This window comes from Ruegeria sp. BHSA191 (genome assembly GCF_059613325.1).
The window spans coordinates 1-20,005 of the sequence record NZ_JBXWSH010000004.1; the positions used below are offsets into that span (position 1 = coordinate 1).

At 57.0% G+C, this 20,005-nt stretch carries 18 protein-coding genes; 11 read left to right on the forward strand and 7 right to left on the reverse strand.

Annotated elements, in window-relative coordinates:
• Positions 1–490 precede the first annotated feature (490 nt).
• Positions 491–1,492, reverse strand: a complete 1,002-nt coding sequence (locus AC2FNS_RS05345; protein WP_209599455.1) for an AraC family transcriptional regulator — start codon at positions 1,490–1,492, stop codon at positions 491–493.
• Between the two features lie 200 nt (positions 1,493–1,692).
• On the opposite strand from AC2FNS_RS05345, the gene AC2FNS_RS05350 reads away from it, so the two are divergent.
• The 6 genes from AC2FNS_RS05350 (at position 1,693) to AC2FNS_RS05375 (ending at position 9,085) form a co-directional block, all read left to right on the forward strand.
• Complete coding sequence (locus AC2FNS_RS05350; RefSeq protein ID WP_224891407.1) at positions 1,693–3,252, forward strand: amidohydrolase family protein; 1,560 nt, start codon at positions 1,693–1,695, stop codon at positions 3,250–3,252.
• Between the two features lie 41 nt (positions 3,253–3,293).
• Complete coding sequence (locus tag AC2FNS_RS05355; protein ID WP_496711565.1) at positions 3,294–4,922, forward strand: amidohydrolase family protein; 1,629 nt, start codon at positions 3,294–3,296, stop codon at positions 4,920–4,922.
• 36 nt (positions 4,923–4,958) lie between these two features.
• On the forward strand, positions 4,959–5,705 hold the full coding sequence (locus AC2FNS_RS05360; protein ID WP_496803790.1) for a DUF3299 domain-containing protein: 747 nt from the start codon (positions 4,959–4,961) through the stop codon (positions 5,703–5,705).
• Positions 5,706–5,717: 12 nt separating this feature from the next.
• Entirely contained in the window at positions 5,718–7,313 is a 1,596-nt protein-coding gene (locus AC2FNS_RS05365; protein WP_496711564.1) for a HoxN/HupN/NixA family nickel/cobalt transporter, read from the forward strand.
• Positions 7,314–7,655: 342 nt separating this feature from the next.
• Positions 7,656–8,669 carry a carbohydrate porin gene (locus AC2FNS_RS05370; RefSeq protein WP_496711563.1) on the forward strand — a complete coding sequence of 338 codons (1,014 nt, stop codon included), beginning with the start codon at positions 7,656–7,658 and terminating at the stop codon, positions 8,667–8,669.
• 113 nt (positions 8,670–8,782) lie between these two features.
• Positions 8,783–9,085 carry an HdeD family acid-resistance protein gene (locus AC2FNS_RS05375; protein ID WP_496803791.1) on the forward strand — a complete coding sequence of 101 codons (303 nt, stop codon included), beginning with the start codon at positions 8,783–8,785 and terminating at the stop codon, positions 9,083–9,085.
• Positions 9,086–9,487: 402 nt separating this feature from the next.
• Here AC2FNS_RS05375 and AC2FNS_RS05380 read toward each other — a convergent pair whose 3' ends face one another.
• Positions 9,488–10,582: an alpha/beta hydrolase gene (locus tag AC2FNS_RS05380; protein WP_496803792.1), complete on the reverse strand. Its 1,095-nt coding sequence runs from the start codon at positions 10,580–10,582 to the stop codon at positions 9,488–9,490.
• A 216-nt stretch (positions 10,583–10,798) separates the two neighbouring features.
• Positions 10,799–11,863 carry an alpha/beta hydrolase fold domain-containing protein gene (locus AC2FNS_RS05385; RefSeq protein WP_496803793.1) on the reverse strand — a complete coding sequence of 355 codons (1,065 nt, stop codon included), beginning with the start codon at positions 11,861–11,863 and terminating at the stop codon, positions 10,799–10,801.
• Positions 11,864–12,248: 385 nt separating this feature from the next.
• Here AC2FNS_RS05385 and AC2FNS_RS05390 point away from each other — a divergent pair, with 385 nt between their 5' ends.
• The 4 genes from AC2FNS_RS05390 (at position 12,249) to AC2FNS_RS05405 (ending at position 14,490) form a co-directional block, all read left to right on the forward strand.
• On the forward strand, positions 12,249–12,764 hold the full coding sequence (locus AC2FNS_RS05390) for a DUF805 domain-containing protein (RefSeq protein ID WP_496713740.1): 516 nt from the start codon (positions 12,249–12,251) through the stop codon (positions 12,762–12,764).
• Between the two features lie 73 nt (positions 12,765–12,837).
• Positions 12,838–13,608 (forward strand): hypothetical protein, encoded by a 771-nt coding sequence (locus AC2FNS_RS05395; RefSeq protein WP_496803794.1) that lies wholly within the window; start codon positions 12,838–12,840, stop codon positions 13,606–13,608.
• Between the two features lie 28 nt (positions 13,609–13,636).
• Positions 13,637–14,158, forward strand: a complete 522-nt coding sequence (locus AC2FNS_RS05400) for a hypothetical protein (RefSeq protein WP_496713744.1) — start codon at positions 13,637–13,639, stop codon at positions 14,156–14,158.
• A gap of 5 nt (positions 14,159–14,163) precedes the next feature.
• On the forward strand, positions 14,164–14,490 hold the full coding sequence (locus AC2FNS_RS05405; protein WP_496713746.1) for a hypothetical protein: 327 nt from the start codon (positions 14,164–14,166) through the stop codon (positions 14,488–14,490).
• A gap of 64 nt (positions 14,491–14,554) precedes the next feature.
• On the opposite strand, the gene AC2FNS_RS05410 is transcribed toward AC2FNS_RS05405, so the two are convergent.
• The 3 genes from AC2FNS_RS05410 to AC2FNS_RS05420 all read right to left on the reverse strand — a co-directional run bounded on the left by AC2FNS_RS05410 (position 14,555) and on the right by AC2FNS_RS05420 (position 17,119).
• Positions 14,555–15,016, reverse strand: coding sequence for a hypothetical protein (locus tag AC2FNS_RS05410; RefSeq protein ID WP_496713748.1), 462 nt, complete (start codon positions 15,014–15,016; stop codon positions 14,555–14,557).
• 202 nt (positions 15,017–15,218) lie between these two features.
• Positions 15,219–15,851: a tyrosine-type recombinase/integrase gene (locus tag AC2FNS_RS05415; RefSeq protein ID WP_496797607.1), complete on the reverse strand. Its 633-nt coding sequence runs from the start codon at positions 15,849–15,851 to the stop codon at positions 15,219–15,221.
• Positions 15,852–15,955: 104 nt separating this feature from the next.
• On the reverse strand, positions 15,956–17,119 hold the full coding sequence (locus tag AC2FNS_RS05420) for a tyrosine-type recombinase/integrase (protein ID WP_496794718.1): 1,164 nt from the start codon (positions 17,117–17,119) through the stop codon (positions 15,956–15,958).
• Positions 17,120–17,674: 555 nt separating this feature from the next.
• On the opposite strand from AC2FNS_RS05420, the gene AC2FNS_RS05425 reads away from it, so the two are divergent.
• Entirely contained in the window at positions 17,675–18,523 is an 849-nt protein-coding gene (locus tag AC2FNS_RS05425) for a fumarylacetoacetate hydrolase family protein (RefSeq protein WP_496713632.1), read from the forward strand.
• Between the two features lie 135 nt (positions 18,524–18,658).
• Here AC2FNS_RS05425 and AC2FNS_RS05430 read toward each other — a convergent pair whose 3' ends face one another.
• Positions 18,659–19,879: an aminopeptidase P family protein gene (locus tag AC2FNS_RS05430; protein WP_496713630.1), complete on the reverse strand. Its 1,221-nt coding sequence runs from the start codon at positions 19,877–19,879 to the stop codon at positions 18,659–18,661.
• Between the last annotated feature and the right edge of the window lie 126 nt (positions 19,880–20,005).

The following is a 20,005-nucleotide window of genomic DNA, read 5'->3' on the forward strand; positions in this document are numbered from 1 at the left end:
GCCAGCGGCTCAAGCAAATGCCGCAATCAAAGGCCGGACACAGGACTGTACTGACCAGCCGCGCAATCAGAGCATTTTGTCCTTGCAAAGCAGACGCCATCCACACAGGACTTAGCAGCCTGATGCAGATGCGGCGAACTTCGCGATCGAACTCGCATCCCGTCGCGGAGAACACCTCGACGCCGTCGCCCGGGAGCTCAACGAGCGGCCGAGAATAACCTTGAATTACTTCTCACTCGCGGAGAAGTTCGAGGAGCGTGTTGCGGCCATCGGTTGAACCGGCAGCGCAAACCGGACATTCACGACCATGCATTGCTAACTCCGAAATATACAACAAAACTGCCAGTTGCAGAGATTGCATCGATTTTGGCAACCCACCAATTAATGCCGTCGGCTAATTTATTAACGTCGCACTACAACTTCTCCAAACTGATCCAACGAGGACCTCATCTTCCAAGTTTTCTTTTGGCTCAAGGGAGCAGGGAACGAGTCACTGATTTCGCCGATATTCGTTCGGTGTGACACCAGTCCACCTTTTGAACGCTCTGGAAAAACTTGTTGCACCGGAGAAACCAAGCAACTCGGCGATCTCCTCGTTCGGTGCGGATCTATCGCTGTCAATGATTTCTAGGGCCCTCTCTCTACGCCCCTTGTCGCGGATCTCTTGGAACGAGGTGCCCAATTCAGACATCGTGCGCTGTAGGCTCTTTGGATGGACGCCGAGGTTACGCGCGAGTTCCTCGAGGCCGAAGGTTCGCTCACCAATCTTTTGGAAGCAGACCTTTTCGACCCATTTCAGGATCGCATCGCGCGGGGAAGTATCGCGGAACTCTCCACGCGAGGTGGGCGGGATTTTCCAGTTCAGGGCTAGTGGCCGTTGCAGCCACTCAGAGGGAAACCCGATCTGAACACTGTTGCACTTTCGTTTCAAGAAAGAAGACTTCGGAAGCAGATCCAGCGGAATACCTGCGTTTTCCTGCGCCGTAACTGTTATGCGAGACGGATTGAAATCGTCTTCGGTCACTAACCGCAGGAGGGTCAACCACAGGCTCGCAGTGGCGGCATCTGCCTGAACGACGGGTGCTGCCGGTAAGAAAGTCCTCTCAGCTCGGATCACGGTGACATTTGCATTGATTTGGAGGGAGTATCGAACGTTGTTGATCTGCCGGTCGAGTTCGAGAATAGCCAGCGGTAGGAACTCTGCGAGGGTGTGGGATATCGCATAGCTCTCCCGGACAAAGACGGGGCCCGCCTCGACGAATGTCTCAGCTGCGCGCGCCGAGAAATACGGGTCGTTGAGCACATCGGCCATTTTCTCGACGGCCTTGTAGAGTGCATTGCCGGTGATCATCGCAGCCGGGTCGGTGAGATCGACCTGGTCAAGCCCAGCCGCCTTGAGAACAGGGCCAGCCTTGCCGCCGCGCTTCTCGAACAGATCAAGGAAGGGGCGAAGCTGCAGAGCGCGGTTGAACGCGATTCGCTCAGAGACCATTTGTCTGTCGTCCGTTGTTAGTTCTACACGAGGATGTACATGCCGTTCACTACGAATACTCCCAGAACGCACTTTCAAGGACAAGTTTCTACACTACCTGTCGCGTGAGGGCATACAGTTTTGTTTTGATTAGCGTTTAGTATCCTTTTTGCGAAAGACCACGATTCCAGAAGGTGGTCGAAGGTAAAGGTACATCGCCTATGAAACCAGAAAGAACTTTGTCCGCAATCGGCACCTTGGCGGTTTTGGTCGCGACCGCAACGACAGCGTTTGCCAACGATATCGTGATCTTAAATGGGCGCGTGATCGACCCGGAGACGGGCCTCGATGCGATCCGCAACGTTGGCGTGGAGGACGGCCGTATCTCGGCGATCAGCGAGTTCTCGCTTGAAGGTGACACGGTGATCGATGCTAAGGGGCACGTCGTCTCGCCGGGGTTCATCGACCTGCACGCTCACGGGCAGAGTATTGGTGACTATCGGATGCAGGCGATGCAGGGGGTGACAACGGCGCTAGAGCTAGAATCTGGCGTTTTGCCCATCGCCGACTGGTATGACAGTCAGGCTGCCAAGAACCTGCCAATCAATTACGGTGCGGCGGCGGGCTGGACCTATGGCCGGATCGCCACCTTCGACAACACCGACCCGCTGGCAACCGTTGAGTTCTTCCAAGCGGCCCAGGCCGAAAACGACTGGAAGATGGACATCGCCGACCAAGATCAGTCCGAGCGGATTCTGTCGCTGGTCGAACAGGGACTCAAGGAGGGGGGCCTTGGTATTGGGGTAAACGCGGGCTACGCGCCGGGATACGGGCAAAAGGAGTATTTTGCGCTGGCCGAACTGGCCAACGAATACGGCGTGGCGACCTTCACCCATGTTCGTTACGCCAGCAACATCGAGCCGCAGAGTTCATTCGAGGCGCTCAAGGAATTGATCTCGAACGCCGCCATCACCGGCGCGCACATGCACATCTGCCATATCAACAGCACGTCGATGGCTGATATCGAGGCCACACTCGCCCTTGTCGAAGAGGCGATGGACAAGGGTATCAACATCACCGTGGAAGCCTATCCCTACGGCGCGGCGAGCACCGTCGTCGGCGCGGCCATGTTTACTGGGCCCGACTGGCGGGACCGGATGCAATCGACAGCCGAGAATTTTCAGCTCGGCCAGGATCGCATGACCGAAGACCAACTCGACGACTATCAGGAGAACAAGCCGGGCACTTTCATCACCTGGCACTTCCTCGATGAGAGCAAGGCAGAAGATTTGGCTAAGCTCGACCTGTCGGTGACTCATCCTGCGACGCTGATCGCCTCGGACGCAACTTTCTGGTCGTACTTCGACGACAAGGGGAACATTCAGACTTACACCGGCGATGAATGGCCACTTCCTGACAACGTGTTCGCCCATCCGCGATCTGCCGGAACCTTTTCGAAGGTCCTGCGCAGCTATGTACGCGAGCGTGGTGTGCTTTCGATGAGCGAGGCGATCCGCAAGATGTCGCTGATGCCAGCGCAGACGCTGGAAGACTTCGTGCCGCAGATGCGCCGCAAGGGACGTCTGCAGGTGGGCATGGATGCCGACATCGTGGTGTTCGACCCTGAGACGGTCTCTGACAGGGCCAACTACGAGAACGCGAACCAGCCTGCCGTGGGCGTGCAGACCGTGCTGGTAAACGGCGGATTCGTTGTCCAGGATGGCGCGCTTGTCCTCGACGCGCCGCATGGCCAGCCGATCCGCAGGACGCAGACACAGTAAACACCGGGCCTCCAACAAAATTTGAAAGGAGCACCTTGCTCATGAAGCCGCTCTCGACCCTCGCGATAACCACGCTCGCATCTGCGTTCTTCTGTGTCGGCATCGCTCAGGCGCAGGATTACGATCTCGTCATCTCGAACGGCCGGGTCATGGATCCGGAGACGCTATACGACAGCATCGCAAATGTCGGCATTTCGGACGGCCGTATCGTGGCGATCTCCAAGGAGGCGCTGAGCGGTGCCGAGGAAATCGATGCAACAGGTCACATCGTGGCGCCTGGATTCATTGACACCCATTTCCACTGGCAACAACCGATGGGCTATGCGCTTGGCCTGCGTGACGGACTGACTTCGAGCATGGACCTCGAGGAGGGCTGCGCAGGAACATTCATCGCGCGGTGGTATGAGGAACGCGAAGGCAAGAACCAGGCGAATTTCGGGTGCGCCTCCAGCCACGAACAAGCCCGCGCCATCGTGCTCGACGGTTTCGACGACGAGGAAACCCTTCTGCTGGGGCCGGCGGCGGCGCTTACCTCCCGCAAGGGATCGGGTTGGAGTTTGGACAAGGCGGATTACGACACTGGTAACAAGATTCTGCAGATCATCGACGAAGGCCTTCAGGCTGGCGCGCTCGGTATCGGATCGACATTGGGATACATGCGCGATGGTGTCACCACGCGTGAGTTGTTCGAGGTGCAGAAGATTGGCGCGCGATATGGTCGCCAGACTGCCGTTCATACGCGTTTCACACCCGATGGCGACGTGTTGGAAAACGTCGGTGCGCAAGAAGTCATTGCCAATGCATTGGCTCTGAACGCGCCCGCAATACTGCAGCACTTCAACAATCCCGGCTGGCGACTCACGCATGAACTCATCGCGCGGCTTCAGGAGAACGGACATAATATCTGGGGAGAGATCTACCCCTATTCCGCCGGATCGACCACGGTGAACGCAGTCTTCCTCAAACCCGAAAACTGGGTTGAAAGACAGGGGCATCGCTACGAAGACACGATGCAGGATCCGATTACAGGTGATTTCTATACGCAGGAAAAATACGATCAGGTCCTGAAGGATAATCCGACCCAAGAAATTCTGTTGTTCAAGACTCCGCCAGAGGACTCAGTCAAATGGTTGACTCTCAGGGGGACAACAATGGCCAGTGACGCAATGTTCGCCGAGCCTCTGATGGCACCTTGGAATACTCCCTTCGAGGAATTGGGCAACATGCACCCGCGGGGCGCGGGTGCGCGCGCTGCCACGCTCCGCCTCGGGCGCGAGAACGACATTCCGATGATGCAGCTTTTGTCGATCCTGAGCTACAACGCGGCGCATCATTTGGGCCGTACAGGCCTGAAGGCGATGCAGGAACGTGGCCGGATCCAGGAAGACATGATCGCCGATATCGTGGTGTTTGACCCCGAAACCGTTACCGACAACGCCACCTATGATCAGGGCTCGATTCCTTCGACCGGGTTCAAGGCCGTTATTGTCAATGGCCAGGTTACTGTGCGTGACGACGAACTGCTGGAAGTGTTTGCCGGCCAGCCGATCCGCTTCGAGCCCGAAGATAGGCCGAGGTTCGAGCCCGTGTCGGAAGAAGCGTGGAACCGGGAGTTCTCGACCGGCATGCCGGACGTAGCGCCTGGCATTCCTCCGCAGGGAGGGAATTGAGCTATGCCGACTTGGGCAGCCAAGTTATGGGCTCGCATGGCTGTCGGGCTCGTCGCGGTAATGCTTGCCGTCGCAAGTGCGCTGGCGGAGCCGACCCGGATCGGTTTCCCCGACTTGCCAGACCCCGCCGCGCAGAACTTTTACGATCCGTTTCGCGATATGGGTTTCGAGATGCTCGGGGAGTTGCGAACATTCGTCCGTCTCGAGCAGCGGCTTGCGAGCGGGGAGGTTCCGGAAGACGCGCGACCACGGCTTGAGGCGCGGCTCGAGGCGGCGCGCGGCACGCTGACGCTTGCCGGCCATGACATCGAAGAGTTGCTGGCCCAGAGATGGGTCGTGGCCGAAGCGCGGAAGCATGCACTCCTTGCAACCAATCCCAAGCTCCATCGGACCGCGGTCACCATTACCGGCTTCCTTATTCCCGCGGGCATCGACGAAGACGGTCTCACCGTCGGATACCTTGTGCCGGAGGTGGGCATGTGTAGCCATACGCCCCCGCCGCCACCCAACCAGCTGATCCGCGTGACGGTAGAAGCTGGGTCTCCCGCCCGGTCGCTCTACACGCCGGTGACGGCGACAGGATTGCTTGCGCCGCAGGAAAGCAACGAAACTGTCTTCGTCCTCGACGGCGAGGTGCTGATGGCGAGCATGTGGACCCTCGATGCGACCGAAGTCACGCTGGCGGTGAACACGCCCCGATCCACGTCCCCTGACACGCTGCAAGTCGAGAGAGCCTCCTACCGCGGCCCAGCCTTGAAGCCCCAGCAATCGACAAGTGATTAAGGTTGCGGTCCGGTGATCTGGCACCCTGGACCGATCAAGACCTGCAGTCTCGGCAATGGCGCGCCGGGCGCATCGCACAGCCGCGCGGGAAAGGACGCGCGCGTTCCAAAATCGCTCTTGATCAGCATTTTCTTCGTAACCGTGATCTTTTTGCTGGCTGCGGCTGGTCCGACCGAGGCGCAAGCTCCGTCGGCCACGGTCATCACATGGCACGATCTGGCTCCGGGCCTCGAGAGCCAGAAGATCGTGGAGACGGCAGACAACGCGCACCCGGGTCAATCATCCTCGAGCGAACCTAATGCGTATCCGCCGCAGGGCGATCAGTTCGATCCGCTGGCGTCTGACGGCTTCGCGTTCGAAGACTGGGACGAAGCGGCGTTCGAGGTCGCGTCGGACCGGCTGGACACAAGGGTCTCGATCGATGGCTATGTCCTTCCATTGCGCAGGGAGAACGGGCGCGTCATCGAGTTTCTTCTCGTGCCTTGGGTAGGCGCCTGCATACACACCCCAGCGCCTCCTCCCAACCAGATCATCCATGTCAATTATCCTGACGGTTTTGAAGCCGTCAGCATGTTCACGCCGGTGCGGCTTGCGGGGCGACTGACACATTGGCCGGCAAGTCACACCCTGTTCCTCGTCGACGGTTCGCGCAGCATTCCCACGTCGTACACCATGGAGCATGCAACAATCGGTGGGACACCCGGCGAGATCGTTGCCGCGAACTTGGCAGTTGAGGATCTTTCTTGGTTGACGCGCGCGCAGGCCAGAATCACCGACATCTTCACCATGGCGATGACGGACATCGAGCAGGGCCGGTCCGCTGGCGCAGTCGGCCTCGCGTTGCTGATTGCGTTCGCCTACGGCGCGCTTCACACGCTTGGACCGGGACACGGAAAGGCCGTCGTCGTCTCCTACTTTATCGGAACCGGCGGCGGCCTGAGGCGCGGCTTCGTCATGGGGGCCCGGATCGCCATCATGCACGTGCTCTCTGCGGTAGTTGTCGTCTTCCTGCTCGATTTCGCCGTGCGACAGGCAACAGGAGCGGCCCCATCGGACTACAGGTTGATCCGGCTCGGGAGTTACACGCTGATCATGGCAATCGGTGCGGTGATGCTCTGGCATGCCCTCGCGAACATGCGGGCAAACGAGGCGGGCGGCCACGCTCACGACGATCACGATGACGCCCACGCGCACGCCGGATGCACGGCCTGCGCCGCTGCCCAGGCCAAACCGCAAGGCGGCGGCTGGGTCGCGGCTGCGGTGGGCATAGTGCCGTGCACCGGTGCGCTCATCGTCATGCTTTTCGGTCTCGCGAACGATCTGGTGATCCCAGCGGTCATGATGGTGATCGCAATTTCGACAGGTATGGCGCTCGCCATGTCAGTCGTTGGCATTGCGGCGATCCTTGGTCGCAACTGGGCCGAGGCGCGTGTTGGGAGCACCCCGCAAGGACGTCTGCGATTTGAAGCCGTTGCACGGCTCGCAGGAGCCGTCTGTGTGCTGGCGATCGGGGGAACATTATTCGCCGTGACCTTCGCTCAACCGCCAGGACAGGATCGAGTGCAGCAAACATCTGTCGTCGGGACAAGCTACGCGAGGGCGCAATAGGTGGCCTGCGAGGCGGTTCACACGTCAAGAACTGGCAGTTGGAGTTGATGAACAATGTCACGGGCGCCAAAGGAACAGAGCAAGCAAGGAGCATTTGAGCCTCCTTGCATCTGTGTCGCCCCGCCCCACTGCCTTTGGTGCCTATGGGAGCGTTATGCGCTGGCGATCATCTGCGTGCTTCTGGCCACTTTGTCTCCAGTGCAAGTTCGCTCTGAAGGTCTCACCGGCGAGGCGTTCTCTTCTCCGAGAAGCGTTCCCGGAACGTTGACGGCCACGTCCGTGCGCCAGGACGGACGGGGGTTTTGGGAGTACCGGGACTGGAAGAATGGGCTCGAGGATCGGGTGGGCCTGACATTCGGTATCGACGAGATGGTTCAGTATCTCGGCACTAACTCGGACCTCTCGCCTTCTAACGCGGCAAGCAACGTGTTTCGGTTATTCGGCACTTGGACAGCGTCCGGACGCGGCACTCCCTACGCTGGCGCTTTGGTCTTCAAGATCGAGAATCGGAGCGCCTTCGGAAGCCATCTCTCGCCCCAGGCGCTCGGGCCATCCCTAGGATATGCGGGGCTTTTTTCGTCGACCTTTAGCGATGCGGGGTGGTTGTTGACCAACCTCTACTGGCGTCAAGTGTTTGCCGATGGTCGGGGCAGCTTCGTCATCGGTCAGGTTGATGTCACCGACTACATTGACATCAACAACCTCGCCAACCCATGGACTGCCTTCACAAACCTCGCCTTTGAGCAACTACCAACTGTTCCAGCGCCCTCTCAGGGATTGGGAGCCGCGCTGCAGTGGAGACTAAGCGACAGTTGGGCGATCCTCGCTGGCTTTGCAGATGCCAACGCAGACCCGGCAGACCCGGTCGGTAGCGCCAGAACTCTTTTCGACACCGGCGAGACCTTCAAACACTTCGGCATAGGTTGGGCGCCTGATTGGGACAATCGATACGACCAGTCAGTTCAGCTGACTTTCTGGCAGATTGATCAGAGAATGCAGGCTGGTGTGCCCGGCGGTTACGGCGTTTCTTTTCTGGCGAGCGGTCGCCAGGACGCGTGGAGGCCGTTCTTCCGTGCAGGCTATGCCAAAGATGGCGGAACGCTTCTCGACCGATCGATCAGCGTTGGAACCGGGTACGACGCCCGCGACGGCAAGGATCTTGCTGGAGTCGGGGTGAACTGGGGACGGGCACCTGGTAACTCACGAAACCAGTTCACAATGGAGGCATTCTACCGGTGGGACGTGACGGATTTCTTCCAGATCACACCAAGTGTGCAGCTTGTTACCAACCCTGCGAACGACCCCACGACCGAAAACATGGTGGTTCTCGGGTTGCGCGTGCGTGCCCACTTCTGATTCGCAAAACGAGACAGGGATGCCGCGCCCAAAACGGAGGGAGCCGGATATATGGCTGTACCGATGACACTTGATGCAGCCGCAGTTCGAGGCTGTTCTTACTACAGGGCATTTTGCTCGTTCTCGCCTGCGTTCTCGCTCTCATTTACCCTCTGACGACCAACGTCGCGCTTGCGGTATTTCTCGGGTGGAAGCTGCTCTTCAGCAGCTTCGTTCAAGCCGTTACACTGATAGGTAGAAGCAAGACTCCGGATTTCTGGCTGCAACTGATTTCGGCCGCGATGTCGGCGATCGTGGGCTTTGTCCTCCTGCGCAATCCTGCTTGCCGCGATTGTCGGAAACGCTATGTCAGGACAACGCCGGAAGCCTCCTCCAATCACAGGGCCATAACTGAAGTTCGGTCCAAATTCGGGTGATGTGAGCACAAGGACGAATGGCAGTTTCGTCCGCGATCTATTGGTTCGAGTAACAAATTTCGTCGCGCTCTGATCGAATGGCCGGTTTTCTTGCCGCGTTGCGACAACCAAAGCTCAGCAACCGCAGAATAATCCGCGCTGCGTGCGCACGCAGCAGGATTTGGACACTTCTCCTATGGGCTCGACCCGGTAATTTTAGTCTTTTGCTCAGGTGACTGGTTATAAGCGTATTGCCGACGTTCAGCGCAAAATTTTCGAAACCCCGATCATGAACGACTGCTTCGCACAGGTGCGGACGGCGGCCAAAAATGCGGCTATGACCGAGTTGCGGACCAAGCTGACATTCTTATAGCCAACATTAACGACCGTTCACGGCTCATGTTCTTGTTGGCTGAAATCAGTTTATTCAAAGGCTATGGAAATGGGGATGCTGCCGATGACTTCGTCGAGGCGCGTCGCCCTTTGACTTCGGTCGAACCGGCTGTTGTCATTCAGGCCCCTGCCAATCAGCTCAACGATCTCTGGGGAACCGGCGAATTTGGAGTGGCTTCCAGAGCTTGAATTGTCCACTTTTGTCAGGTCTATCGCGATTACACCAAGTTCGGCGAGTTCGTTTATATCGGACGCGCCAACGCGCGGAACCCCTCCGGCGATCCTTCGAGAAATGTTCAAAGCACTGTCATCTCCTGAGAGCAGGACAAAGAATCGGTCGAATTTTGCATCCACCTGCTCAAGTTGACTGCGGAACAAGTCCATATCTATGTCTGGCGAAGCCAGAATGATGGTTTGAAGCCTGCCTGAGGCATTGAACCGGCCCGACTGCACAGCGTCTTTCATCGCCTCCATGGTTAGAAATGCACCCATGGAATGTGCGAAGATGTCGTATCCTTCCGCATTGGTGCGGGCCATAATCGCGCTGATCTCGGGAAACCTTGGCCGTGCGATCAGGGCACTGTTCAAATCATAGACGTAGCGTGTGAGGCTTGCGGCCGATGCCCAGTCGAATAACACGGGAACACCCTGAAATCCGCTGTCCTCAACGAACTGTGCAAGCCTTAAGACCGCATCGCTGGTCGTATTGTTATATCCATGCACGAAAAACAGAATATCCCTTTGCCCCCGTGGGATTTCGTGTAGTTCGCGGTTGACTGACGCAATGAAGGCTTCGTCCGTTGCGTAGATCGTCGGTTCGACGACCGCAAATTCGGTTCTTGGATTAGGCGGCAACCTGCTCGGGCGTTCCAGTTCTCCAACAACGTGCGTTGGAGGGATTGAAACCACGACCGAAGCCAAACCAAGTTCTGGTGCGCGTTGGTCAGAATACAAAGCACCGACAGTTTCAGTTTGCTGCCGGGTCGTCATCAGAAATACTTTGTGTTTCACGGCATCATGAACGGAAGAAACCGGCACTTTTGGGTTGTCCACTCCAATAAGTTCCGGCGGTGGCGAACAGGAGGCCAATAAAATGGCCGCCATCAGGCTAAGCAGCCAGCGCATCGTCGCAGGGGTCCTTATTCTTCGCCGGATGGGCTTTTCTGTTGAGCTAATTGGCATGGTCACGCTTTTTCATCAGCACCTAAGTTAATTTCCACTAACAGAAAGATCATTCTGTTGCTCACACCCGCAATTCTCTCAAACCTGCCAAGCTTCTATTTCGATTTAACAACGAGGTATCCACTTCAGGCAATTACCAACCCGTACCACATTTTGATCCTATCCGCCGAGCAGATACACGTTTACCCAATCATGAAATTTCGCGATAGCCGCCTTTGCCTCCTTGGTCTCTGTAAGTAGAATTGGGAAAACGTGAGGCATACCTTCGTAGATATCCAATTTTGCGACCTGGCCGGCTTGATCGATAGCTTGGTAGAGCCGGATGAAATTGCTGAGGAAAATCTCCTTTGTTCCCCCCTGAATCAAGGTTGGAGGAAATCCCTTCGAGAAGTCGCCATATACTGGTGAGACATAGGGGTTCTTATGGTCTTTCGCATCTGCATAGGCCAGGGCAGAAGGTCCAAGCGCACCCTTGTAGGTAAAAAAGACCTCTGCATCTCTAAGTGAGACATAGGTGTCGCCCGTCTCAGAAATGTCGGCCCACGGCGACCACAGAACAAGTGCCGCTGGCATTTCCATTCCCAGATCGCGCATCTTTAGCGTGGCACCAGCCGCAAGCCCACCGCCAGCAGAATCACCGTAAAGCAAGATTTCACTGCCGGTGAATCCTTGCTCGGCTAAAGCCTTGAATACGGAAACCACATCGTCAGTTGTTTGCTGCCATTTGGAATGTGGCGCCAAGGTATAGTCAATTGCAATAACCCGCAGCCCGGTATCTGATGCTATCAACATCGGACTTTCGATAACAGCTTTGACCGAGTTCAATGTATATGCGCCGCCGTGCGTGTAGACCACAATCTTATCTTTGCGAGCAAGTTTACGAGGCAAAACTTCAATCACCGGAACTCCGGCGATCTCCGACTCTCTATAGGTTGCGCCAAATTTCCTTGCCTTTTCTTCGGCTGCAGGTTCCTTTGCCTCGTCATTAGCTGCCTGTACTTTCTCCCAAGCTTCAATATCATCCGGGGCCGGGAATTGAGCTTCACGACCTTTGCCTTTCTCTGAGATGAATGTCCCCCATTCGGGAGAGATAGTATCAGGAAGATAGGCCCAAGGCGGAGTAGCTGCATCCTGAGACGACCCTGCTGATGCCATCCAAACCATGGCAAAAGCTGAAACAATAGTTCCGGTTACCAGAGCATAAGATAATGGTCGTTTCGTCATGTTGACACCTCAACCTGCCTTGGCCTCAGATCCTGATACATATGGTAACAATGTGCAAAAGCATTGATGCATATCAAAGTGTCTATGAGACGGGTTCGAACGGTCCTGAGTTAGCGATGGATCGCGCTCGTTTTTTGCCCTTAGGACACCAAGCCGTTCTTCGAGAGTTGCAGCCTGTGACCCTGGACTTTTTACGATTGCTGCGGGAAGAACCGATGACCGCTTCGGGCTCGTTCGAGCCATTCGCGGCACCTAGCACCAAGGTCAGGTGAGCGGGACGGAGCAGCCTGTTGCAGTTACAGCATCTGAATAGGTTGACCAAAGCTTGCAAGTTGTCCCCTCGTGTCTGAAAGTACCTGTAGAAGTATTCAGGGAGAACGCAGACATGGGTTTCGTCGATGCAATAAAGACATGCCTTGCAAAATACTTCGTTTTTTCCGGGCGCGCGGCGCGGCCCGAGTACTGGTGGTTCGTTTTGTTCGTGGTTGTCGTCAGCGTTGTCTTGGCAGTTATCGACGCCTCCCTGTTTGGCACGGACCCCGAAACTGGAGAGAGCAGCCAAGTCCTCACCCCGATATACCAACTTGCCGTTGTCATACCCATGCTTGCCGCTGGATGGCGTCGACTGCATGACACCGGAAGACCAGGCTGGTACTTGCTTTTGCCTGCAGCACTAAGCATCGCAACCATGTTCATGCTGTTCAGTGGCATCGCTGTATTTTCAGTCCTCGAGCAAGGGACCGACGACCCTGAAGCGTTGAGAGGCCCAGCGGCACTACTTGGCGTCACCGGCGTGATGATTGTGGGAGTCCTTCAACTGATACTCTCGGTGCTGATGATCTGGTGGCTCAGCCGACCATCACAGGAAGGTACAAATGAATATGGTCCACCCGCAGCTTGAACTTATGACGTAGATCATTAGCGCTTTCGCGGCGAAATGACGAACCACGGCCAAACTGACTAGGGGGTTATCTATGAAGAGACATCTTGTTGCCGGCACGGTCTTCACAATCATGATGTCGTCACCGGCCATGGCTGACTGGAACTTCAGTGGACCGCCCAATGCCAACGCCTTCATTCAGACGGGCAACATGACGCTGGAGTTGCAATGCGATCGGGTCCGTTTTGCGCCAGCAGGTTTTGAGGACTCGCAAGACATCGTTTCCAAGCAGGGCCTGTCCTTTCGGTTCATGAAGGATGGTTCGACCGAGGTAGGTGCGTTTCAGGCCGGATCGGTGAATGCGGATATATCGCTCGTCGACAACTATCCTGTTGAGGTCCGTTTTTTCGATCAGGGCGACTATGATTTTGTTTTGGATCAGATCGCGCAGAACGCCGTTCTGAACCTTTCGATGGCTGACCAGGATGTCTCTTATGGTATCTTCACGTTCAAAGGATCTTCCGCGGCAGTCAGATCCCTACGCGCGGCCTGCGGCTCTAACAGGTCGACATCACAGAGCATGGAGGCGCCAGAAGGCATTGTGTATTGCGGTGGCGGTGCCGTGCAGAGGGTCATCGAATACGCCATCGTGGGTCAACCCGGCGAGCAGTGGGATGCCATCGTGACCGTCAATGGTGAGACAGTTCGGGCGATGACTTCATATAGCTTCTTCGGAAACTCCGAACCACCAGCAGGCTTCCAAGTGGCGCTCCTGGGTGAAGATCGGTCAGAGTTCCTCGTCTTCAGCGATGCGGGCCGGAACTGGATCGAGTTTGGCGATTACACCTACGATCAGTGCAACTGAGGCACACGGAAGGGCTGGAGACACGAACATGGGTAGCCAACTGCTTGGAAATGGCAATCGCGCCGGCGCTGGGGTTTTGGCGGTTGCTCTCTGTGCTCTTTCCGTGGCCTTCTATACGCCCGCGGCGCACGCACAGGATTTGTCCGGGCTGCCCAAACAGCTTCTTGAAAGAGTAGAGGCCGCGCAGCAGGCATGTTCGGATATGGAGAACGGGCAGTTCGCCCTTGAATTGGGAGCCATCCACCGCGTCGATCTCGATGGAGACATCGAGCGGGACTGGGTTCTGGACGAGGCGGGTTTTGCCTGTTCCACCGCTGTGTCGCTCTATTGCGGGACAGGCGGTTGCATGTCTCACTTTCTGATCGGCGATCGTATGTTTTCGCTTCTCAATCAGGGATGGGACATGGCGAACATTGGCCCATTCCGCGTGCTTTTGTCGGATTTGCATGGCTCGCAATGTGGTGGGATCAACCCAACGCCCTGCGTCGTGGCCAGTGTTTGGGATTCAGATGAAATGGTCTGGCGCAGCACGGGTGCAGAGTGGGAGTAGAATATATGGAAAGGCGCCTCGAAAAGATCATGCGTGCCATATGTGCCTGCGCTTTGGCGCTGACTGTGACGGGATGCGTGGAAACCGCTCCAGAGGTCGCGATCAGCGAACCCGACCCGGAACTGAACTTCGTTCGCGGTTACCGAAGTGTTGCGGACGAGTGCCAGCTTGTCGGCGAAACGGCGTTTACTGTCGATTTCCTCGACGATGCGGCCGATCTTGTGGCCTGTCCGACGGGAAGTGCAGCAATGGCAAGCCTAATGGCGGAAACGGGAGCGCCCGTAATCACCCAAACCAACAGCTTCTCGTTCTTCAGCATTCGCTACCGCTGAACCACATGCTTGCCCTGGACTTTGAATGGTCCTCTCTGTCGATGAGTTCAGGACAACTGCCGGACTACTCCGTAACATCCATCGAGAAGAAATACGTCGCGCACAACGCTTGACCGGCAATGCCTGCAGGCGGTTCCATGCCAGTAAACATCGCTACGCCAAGGTAGGTGGATCCGGAGCTGTCCTCACTCCAGGCTGCCATATACGTGACTGGTTGGTCGCCACAAAGCGTGTTTCCCTGCCTTAGTGGGCCTGCATCGCCTGATACACGAAACACCTGAGCAACAGGCACGTCGCCAGACGCACCCCAATTGCCTGAACTCTTGGGGTCATAAACTTCGAGATCAAGAAACCTGCCGGTCTCGAAGACCATCCGCTTGGTAGACATGATTACTGGCCCGGTAATCGCCAATGCCGTTTCGCTGGAAGGATTGAAAGCCTTAGAATCCTCAAAGAGCGGCTGGGATGATGCTGGACCCCCCAACATCCCCATAGCCATTGACAGCATCAGGATCGATCGACGCATTTGAATCTCCATTGTGCGAAGTGGTCTGACAACCTTAAACATCCTTTTGCTTCGTCGCCGAATGCGGCCGCGAGTTCCTGTTCACTGTCTCGAATGCTGCGCAAGCGATCAAGGTCTGAGAAGGGCTCGAAGCGGAAGACCAACGGGGGATTCCGAAAGTCTGCTCGGGAGCGGCGAGCGGACGGTCCCGCCCGCCAAAGCATTAAAGATCGATACGTTCGGCAATACTAAGCGCGTCTTCAAGCTCGACGCCAAGGTAACGCACCGTACTGACCACTTTGCTGTGACCGAGCAGAAGTTGAACGACACGTAGGTTTCCGGTCTTTCTGTATATCAAAGCCGCCGTGGTGCGCCTAAGTGAATGCGTGCCGTAGCTGGACGGATCGAGACCAATCGCTGACACCCATTCCCGGACAAGCCTAGCGTATTGCCGGGTCGAAAGATGCGGCAAAGCATGCATACGACTTGGAAACAGATACCGTTGTCCATGCATGTATTGAGAAGAGACCCATTGCGACACGACTTCACGTGTATTCTCCGTCACTTCAAATTGCATCGGTTTTGCAGTTTTGCTTTGAACAACGGATACCCGATCGCGAACAGAATTGCCGACGGCGAGATCGTTAACCCTCAGGCGGACGAGATCGCACCCGCGCAACTTGCTATCGATGGCAAGATTGAACAATGCCAGGTCTCTCAGCTTGTTTGCAAGTTCGAGCCGAGCGCGAATGGCCCAGACTTGCTTTGACTGCAATGGCCGCTTCTGTCCGACTAGTCTGCCTTTGTTCCAAGGCGGACGACGCGTTGTGACAACGGGAAGTAGAGATTTGGGCATCTTAGATCTCCGTCCATTGCCTTCCGTCCCAAACATCGACACTGTGCCGACAGCTGCAGTCTAATTGCCGCTCGCGTGTCTTCAGCACAGGAAATTCTCAGGTTTCAGGAACTGCCACCGCTGATCTTCTTACCCATCACATCCGCTGCCTGCCGCAACGGGTCATCTGCGAGGTGCGCGTAGCGTTGCGTGGTAGACGGGTTCGTGTGTCCAAGTAACCGACCGACTATAGGCAGACTCAGACCGCTGGAAACGAGATGCGACGCATGCGTATGCCGATTGTCGTGGATACGGTAGTCTTGAAGACCTGCTGATGTGGTGACCGAGCTCCAAAATTTCTTCAGATCTTTGTACGGTTGGTCCGGAGAGCGTCCCGGAAACAACCAACGACTTTCAGTAGATGCCCCTGCTTTCATTGCCGCAAGCAAATCACAGGTTGCTGACGAAAGCGGCAGGTGCTCTCGTCGCTTTTGCTTTGTGTGGTGCGACGGCTTTGTCCAGACCCCGCGGTCCAAATCGAAGTCTTCCCATTTTGCCTTCAGCACTTCGCCGATCCGTGCGCCTGTCAGGAGCTGCAGGCGAATAGCGTTCGCTGCAACCTGATTTGGATGCTCTGACAGAGCCACCAAAAGTCTTTGCAGCTCACCGTCTGACAACCAGCGGTCCCGCTTTTCCTCGGGGAACTTTTCTATGCCGCGCGCCGGATTGTCAGAACGCTGACCCCAGCGCACAGACAGTTCAAACATTTTCGACATGAGCGCCAGAGTGCGATTGGCTTGATAGGGCGTATCACGCATTTGATTGTGAAGCTTCTGAACATGCTGATGCGTCACTTCAATGACTTTAAGATCCCCAAGCTTGGGGAGAATGTATCTGTCCAGCATTGACCGATCATTCCGAACGCTACCGGGACGTTTCTTCGGTTCCGCATGTTCGGTCATGTATTGCGTGGCAAGTGAGTTCACCGTTGGTGAATGCCTTAGGCTTTGAGCATCGGCGACAGGATCTGCGCCACGTACCACGTCAGCAAGAAGCGCGCGTGCTATTTCGCGGGCGGCGCCCAAAGACAAGGTCGGCCCATATCGTCCAAGTGTCTTGCGTTTCGACCGACCGGTTTGTTTGTTGCGATATTGAACTAAGAAGCTTTTGACGCCGGTCGTTTTCACGCGAAGTCCAAAACCCGGCAGACCGTCGTCCCAATATATCGTGTCCCGGTTTGTTGCTGAAAGGCGATCGACAGTTGATTTTGTTAATCTGACGTTGGGCATATTGGTCTCGGACGGCTTGGGTAAGCACAAGGTAAGCAAAGTGCGGAGAGTTGGGAAGGGTCTTATAGAAACCTCTGCACGCAAAAACTTTTGTTATTTAAGAGAATATGCTGTCCAATCGAATTGGCTATAATGCTATCGAAAAAAGGGTGATAAGATTTGTAATCAGTAGGTCCGCGGTTCGAGTCCGTGTGGGGGCACCAGGATCTTTTCTCTGAGCCCCTGTACATATTGGCAACAACCTCCTGCTTTGTTGATGCCAAGCCATTTGGGAACATCTGCACTGCCTCCGAGCCGGCTTGCAGACCGGCAGTGATCTCCTCGACACTCAAGGTATTAAGCGCGGTCTTGCCCGTCGCGTTGACAATCGGCACGCTGCAAATTGCAGCATGCGTCACTACCCGGGTCTTGCCGGAGAATAGCTCAATCCGCTTTGGAAGATCCAATCCGGACGAATGGTTGACCACCATGTTCGAGGTGTGATCTTGGTTTCGTCGCATCCCATTCGGCAATATGGCGCAGGGGAGAAAAAAACGACGGTGGAGGGTCGGGCACATGAAACTTGTACGCTACGGAGATGCCGGGGCAGAAAAACCGGCGCTGTTGGACGGCGAAGGCAGATTGAGGGATCTTTCGGCACATGTTGCGGACATCTCGGGGGAAACTCTGGATGATGCCGGCCTGGCCCGGTTGCGCCGCCTGGACCCCGAGGCCCTTCCTTTGGTCGAGGGCAACCCGCGGATCGGGCCGTGCGTCGGGAATATCGGAAAATTCCTGTGCATTGGTCTGAACTACTCGGACCATGCCGCCGAGACCGGCGCGGCCATTCCCGAACATCCCATTCTGTTCCTCAAGGCAAATTCAGCCATCGTCGGTCCCTATGACGACGTGGTGATCCCGCGCGGGTCGACGCAAACCGATTGGGAAATCGAGCTGGGCGTGGTGATCGGCAAGACGGCCAAATACGTCGGCCGTGAAAACGCGCTGGACCACGTCGCCGGATATTGCATCGTCAATGACGTGTCCGAGCGCTATTTCCAGATGCAGTTGACCGGACAATGGACCAAAGGAAAATCCTGCGACACGTTCGGACCGACCGGCCCCTGGCTGGTGACGCGTGACGAAATCGCCGACCCGCAGACCTTGGGAATGGCGCTTGAAGTCAACGGCAAGCGCATGCAAACCGGAAACACGGCGACCATGATCTTTACAGTGGCCGAGATCATCGAGCATTTGAGCCAACTGTTCACTCTGCATCCGGGCGACGTGATCTCGACGGGTACGCCGCCGGGGGTCGGGATGGGAATGAAGCCTCAGCCGGTCTACCTGAGGGATGGAGACGTGATGGAACTGAGGATCGACGGTTTGGGGCATCAGCGTCAGAGGGTGCGCAGCGACGATTGATCCGGGCATGGATCAGCGCCGTGGCACGCGGGCGGCAGGCAGGGTACGCTTGCGCGCCGCAACCGGTCTGAACAAAGGCCCCTCTCGGACTGGCTTGGCCGGCGCGCGCTTCTCACGCGCCGGCGATCTTGGCTGTCACGCTGCGATGATGTTGTGTTCCGGTCCGTAAGGAAAGCCGGTGATATTCTCGGCCCCGTCCTCTTGCACCACCAGGATGTCATGCTCGCGATAGCCGCCCGCGCCGGGCTGACCTTCGGGAATCCACAGCATCGGCTCGATGGACACGACCATGCCCGGCTCGAGCACCGTGTCGATGTCCTCGCGCAGTTCAAGACCGGCCTCGCGGCCGTAATAGTGGCTGAGGATTCCGAAGGAATGCCCATATCCGAACGAGCGGTATTGCAGCAGGCCCTGATCGGCGAAGAACCGATTGATCTCGGCGGTGATGCTGGAACAGGTGGCGCCGGGTTTGATCAGGCTCAGCCCCAGTTCGTGGGCGGCGACATTGGCCTGCCAAAGGCGCAGGCTGTCTGCGTCGGGCTCGCCCAGGAACAGGGTGCGTTCCAGCGCTGTGTAATAACCCGAGATCATCGGGAAGGTGTTGAGTGACAGAATATCGCCTTTCTGCAACGCCCGTTTTGTGACCGGGTTGTGCGCGCCGTCGGTGTTCAGCCCTGACTGGAACCAGACCCAGGTGTCGCGGTACTCGGCGTCGGGATAGGCGCGGGCGATCTCGATCTCCATCGCGTCGCGGCCCGCCATGGCAATCTCGATCTCGGTGGCACCTTCACGGATCGCGGCATGGATGGCCGCGCCGCCCACGTCCGCCGTGCGTGCACCGCTCTTGATCAACTCGATCTCTTCGGCCGATTTGACCATCCGCGCGGCCATCGTGTCGGGGGCGATGTCCACAAGCTCGGGCTGGTTCAGCATGGACAGGGCCGTATCGCGTGCGGCCAGCGTCATGTGGTCGCTTTCGATGCCGATCCGGCGGGCATTCCCGATCAGGCTGGCTACGGCGCGCCAGTAGTTGTCGCGCTTCCAGTCGGTGTAGATCACGTTGTCCTCGACCGACCGGCGCCAGGGCTGGCCCGCGTCGATATTCGCCGACACGGTGGTGCAGCTGTCCTGCGTCACCACACAGCCATAGGGCCGGCCGAAGGCACAGTACAGAAAGCCCGAGTAATAGGCGATGTTCTGCATCGAGGTCAGCAAAACGACCGGGATGTCCCGCTGCGCCATGATGGCGCGCAGTTTGGTCAGCCGGCGGTCGTACTCGGCCCGGCTGAAGGGCAGGGGCGCCTTGTCGCCGTTGTGGCAGGTGAAGAATTCGGGGCGATTTGAAAGGTCTGTCATGTGCTCTCTCGTTTCTTTGCCGGACGTGCAAAGCCCGGCCACATGTCCCGGCGTACAGGACAGGCGGTCTCGGGGTCCGAGAGCCGATCACCCCTTTGGGTGCTGCGACGCCATCGCAGCAGAGGG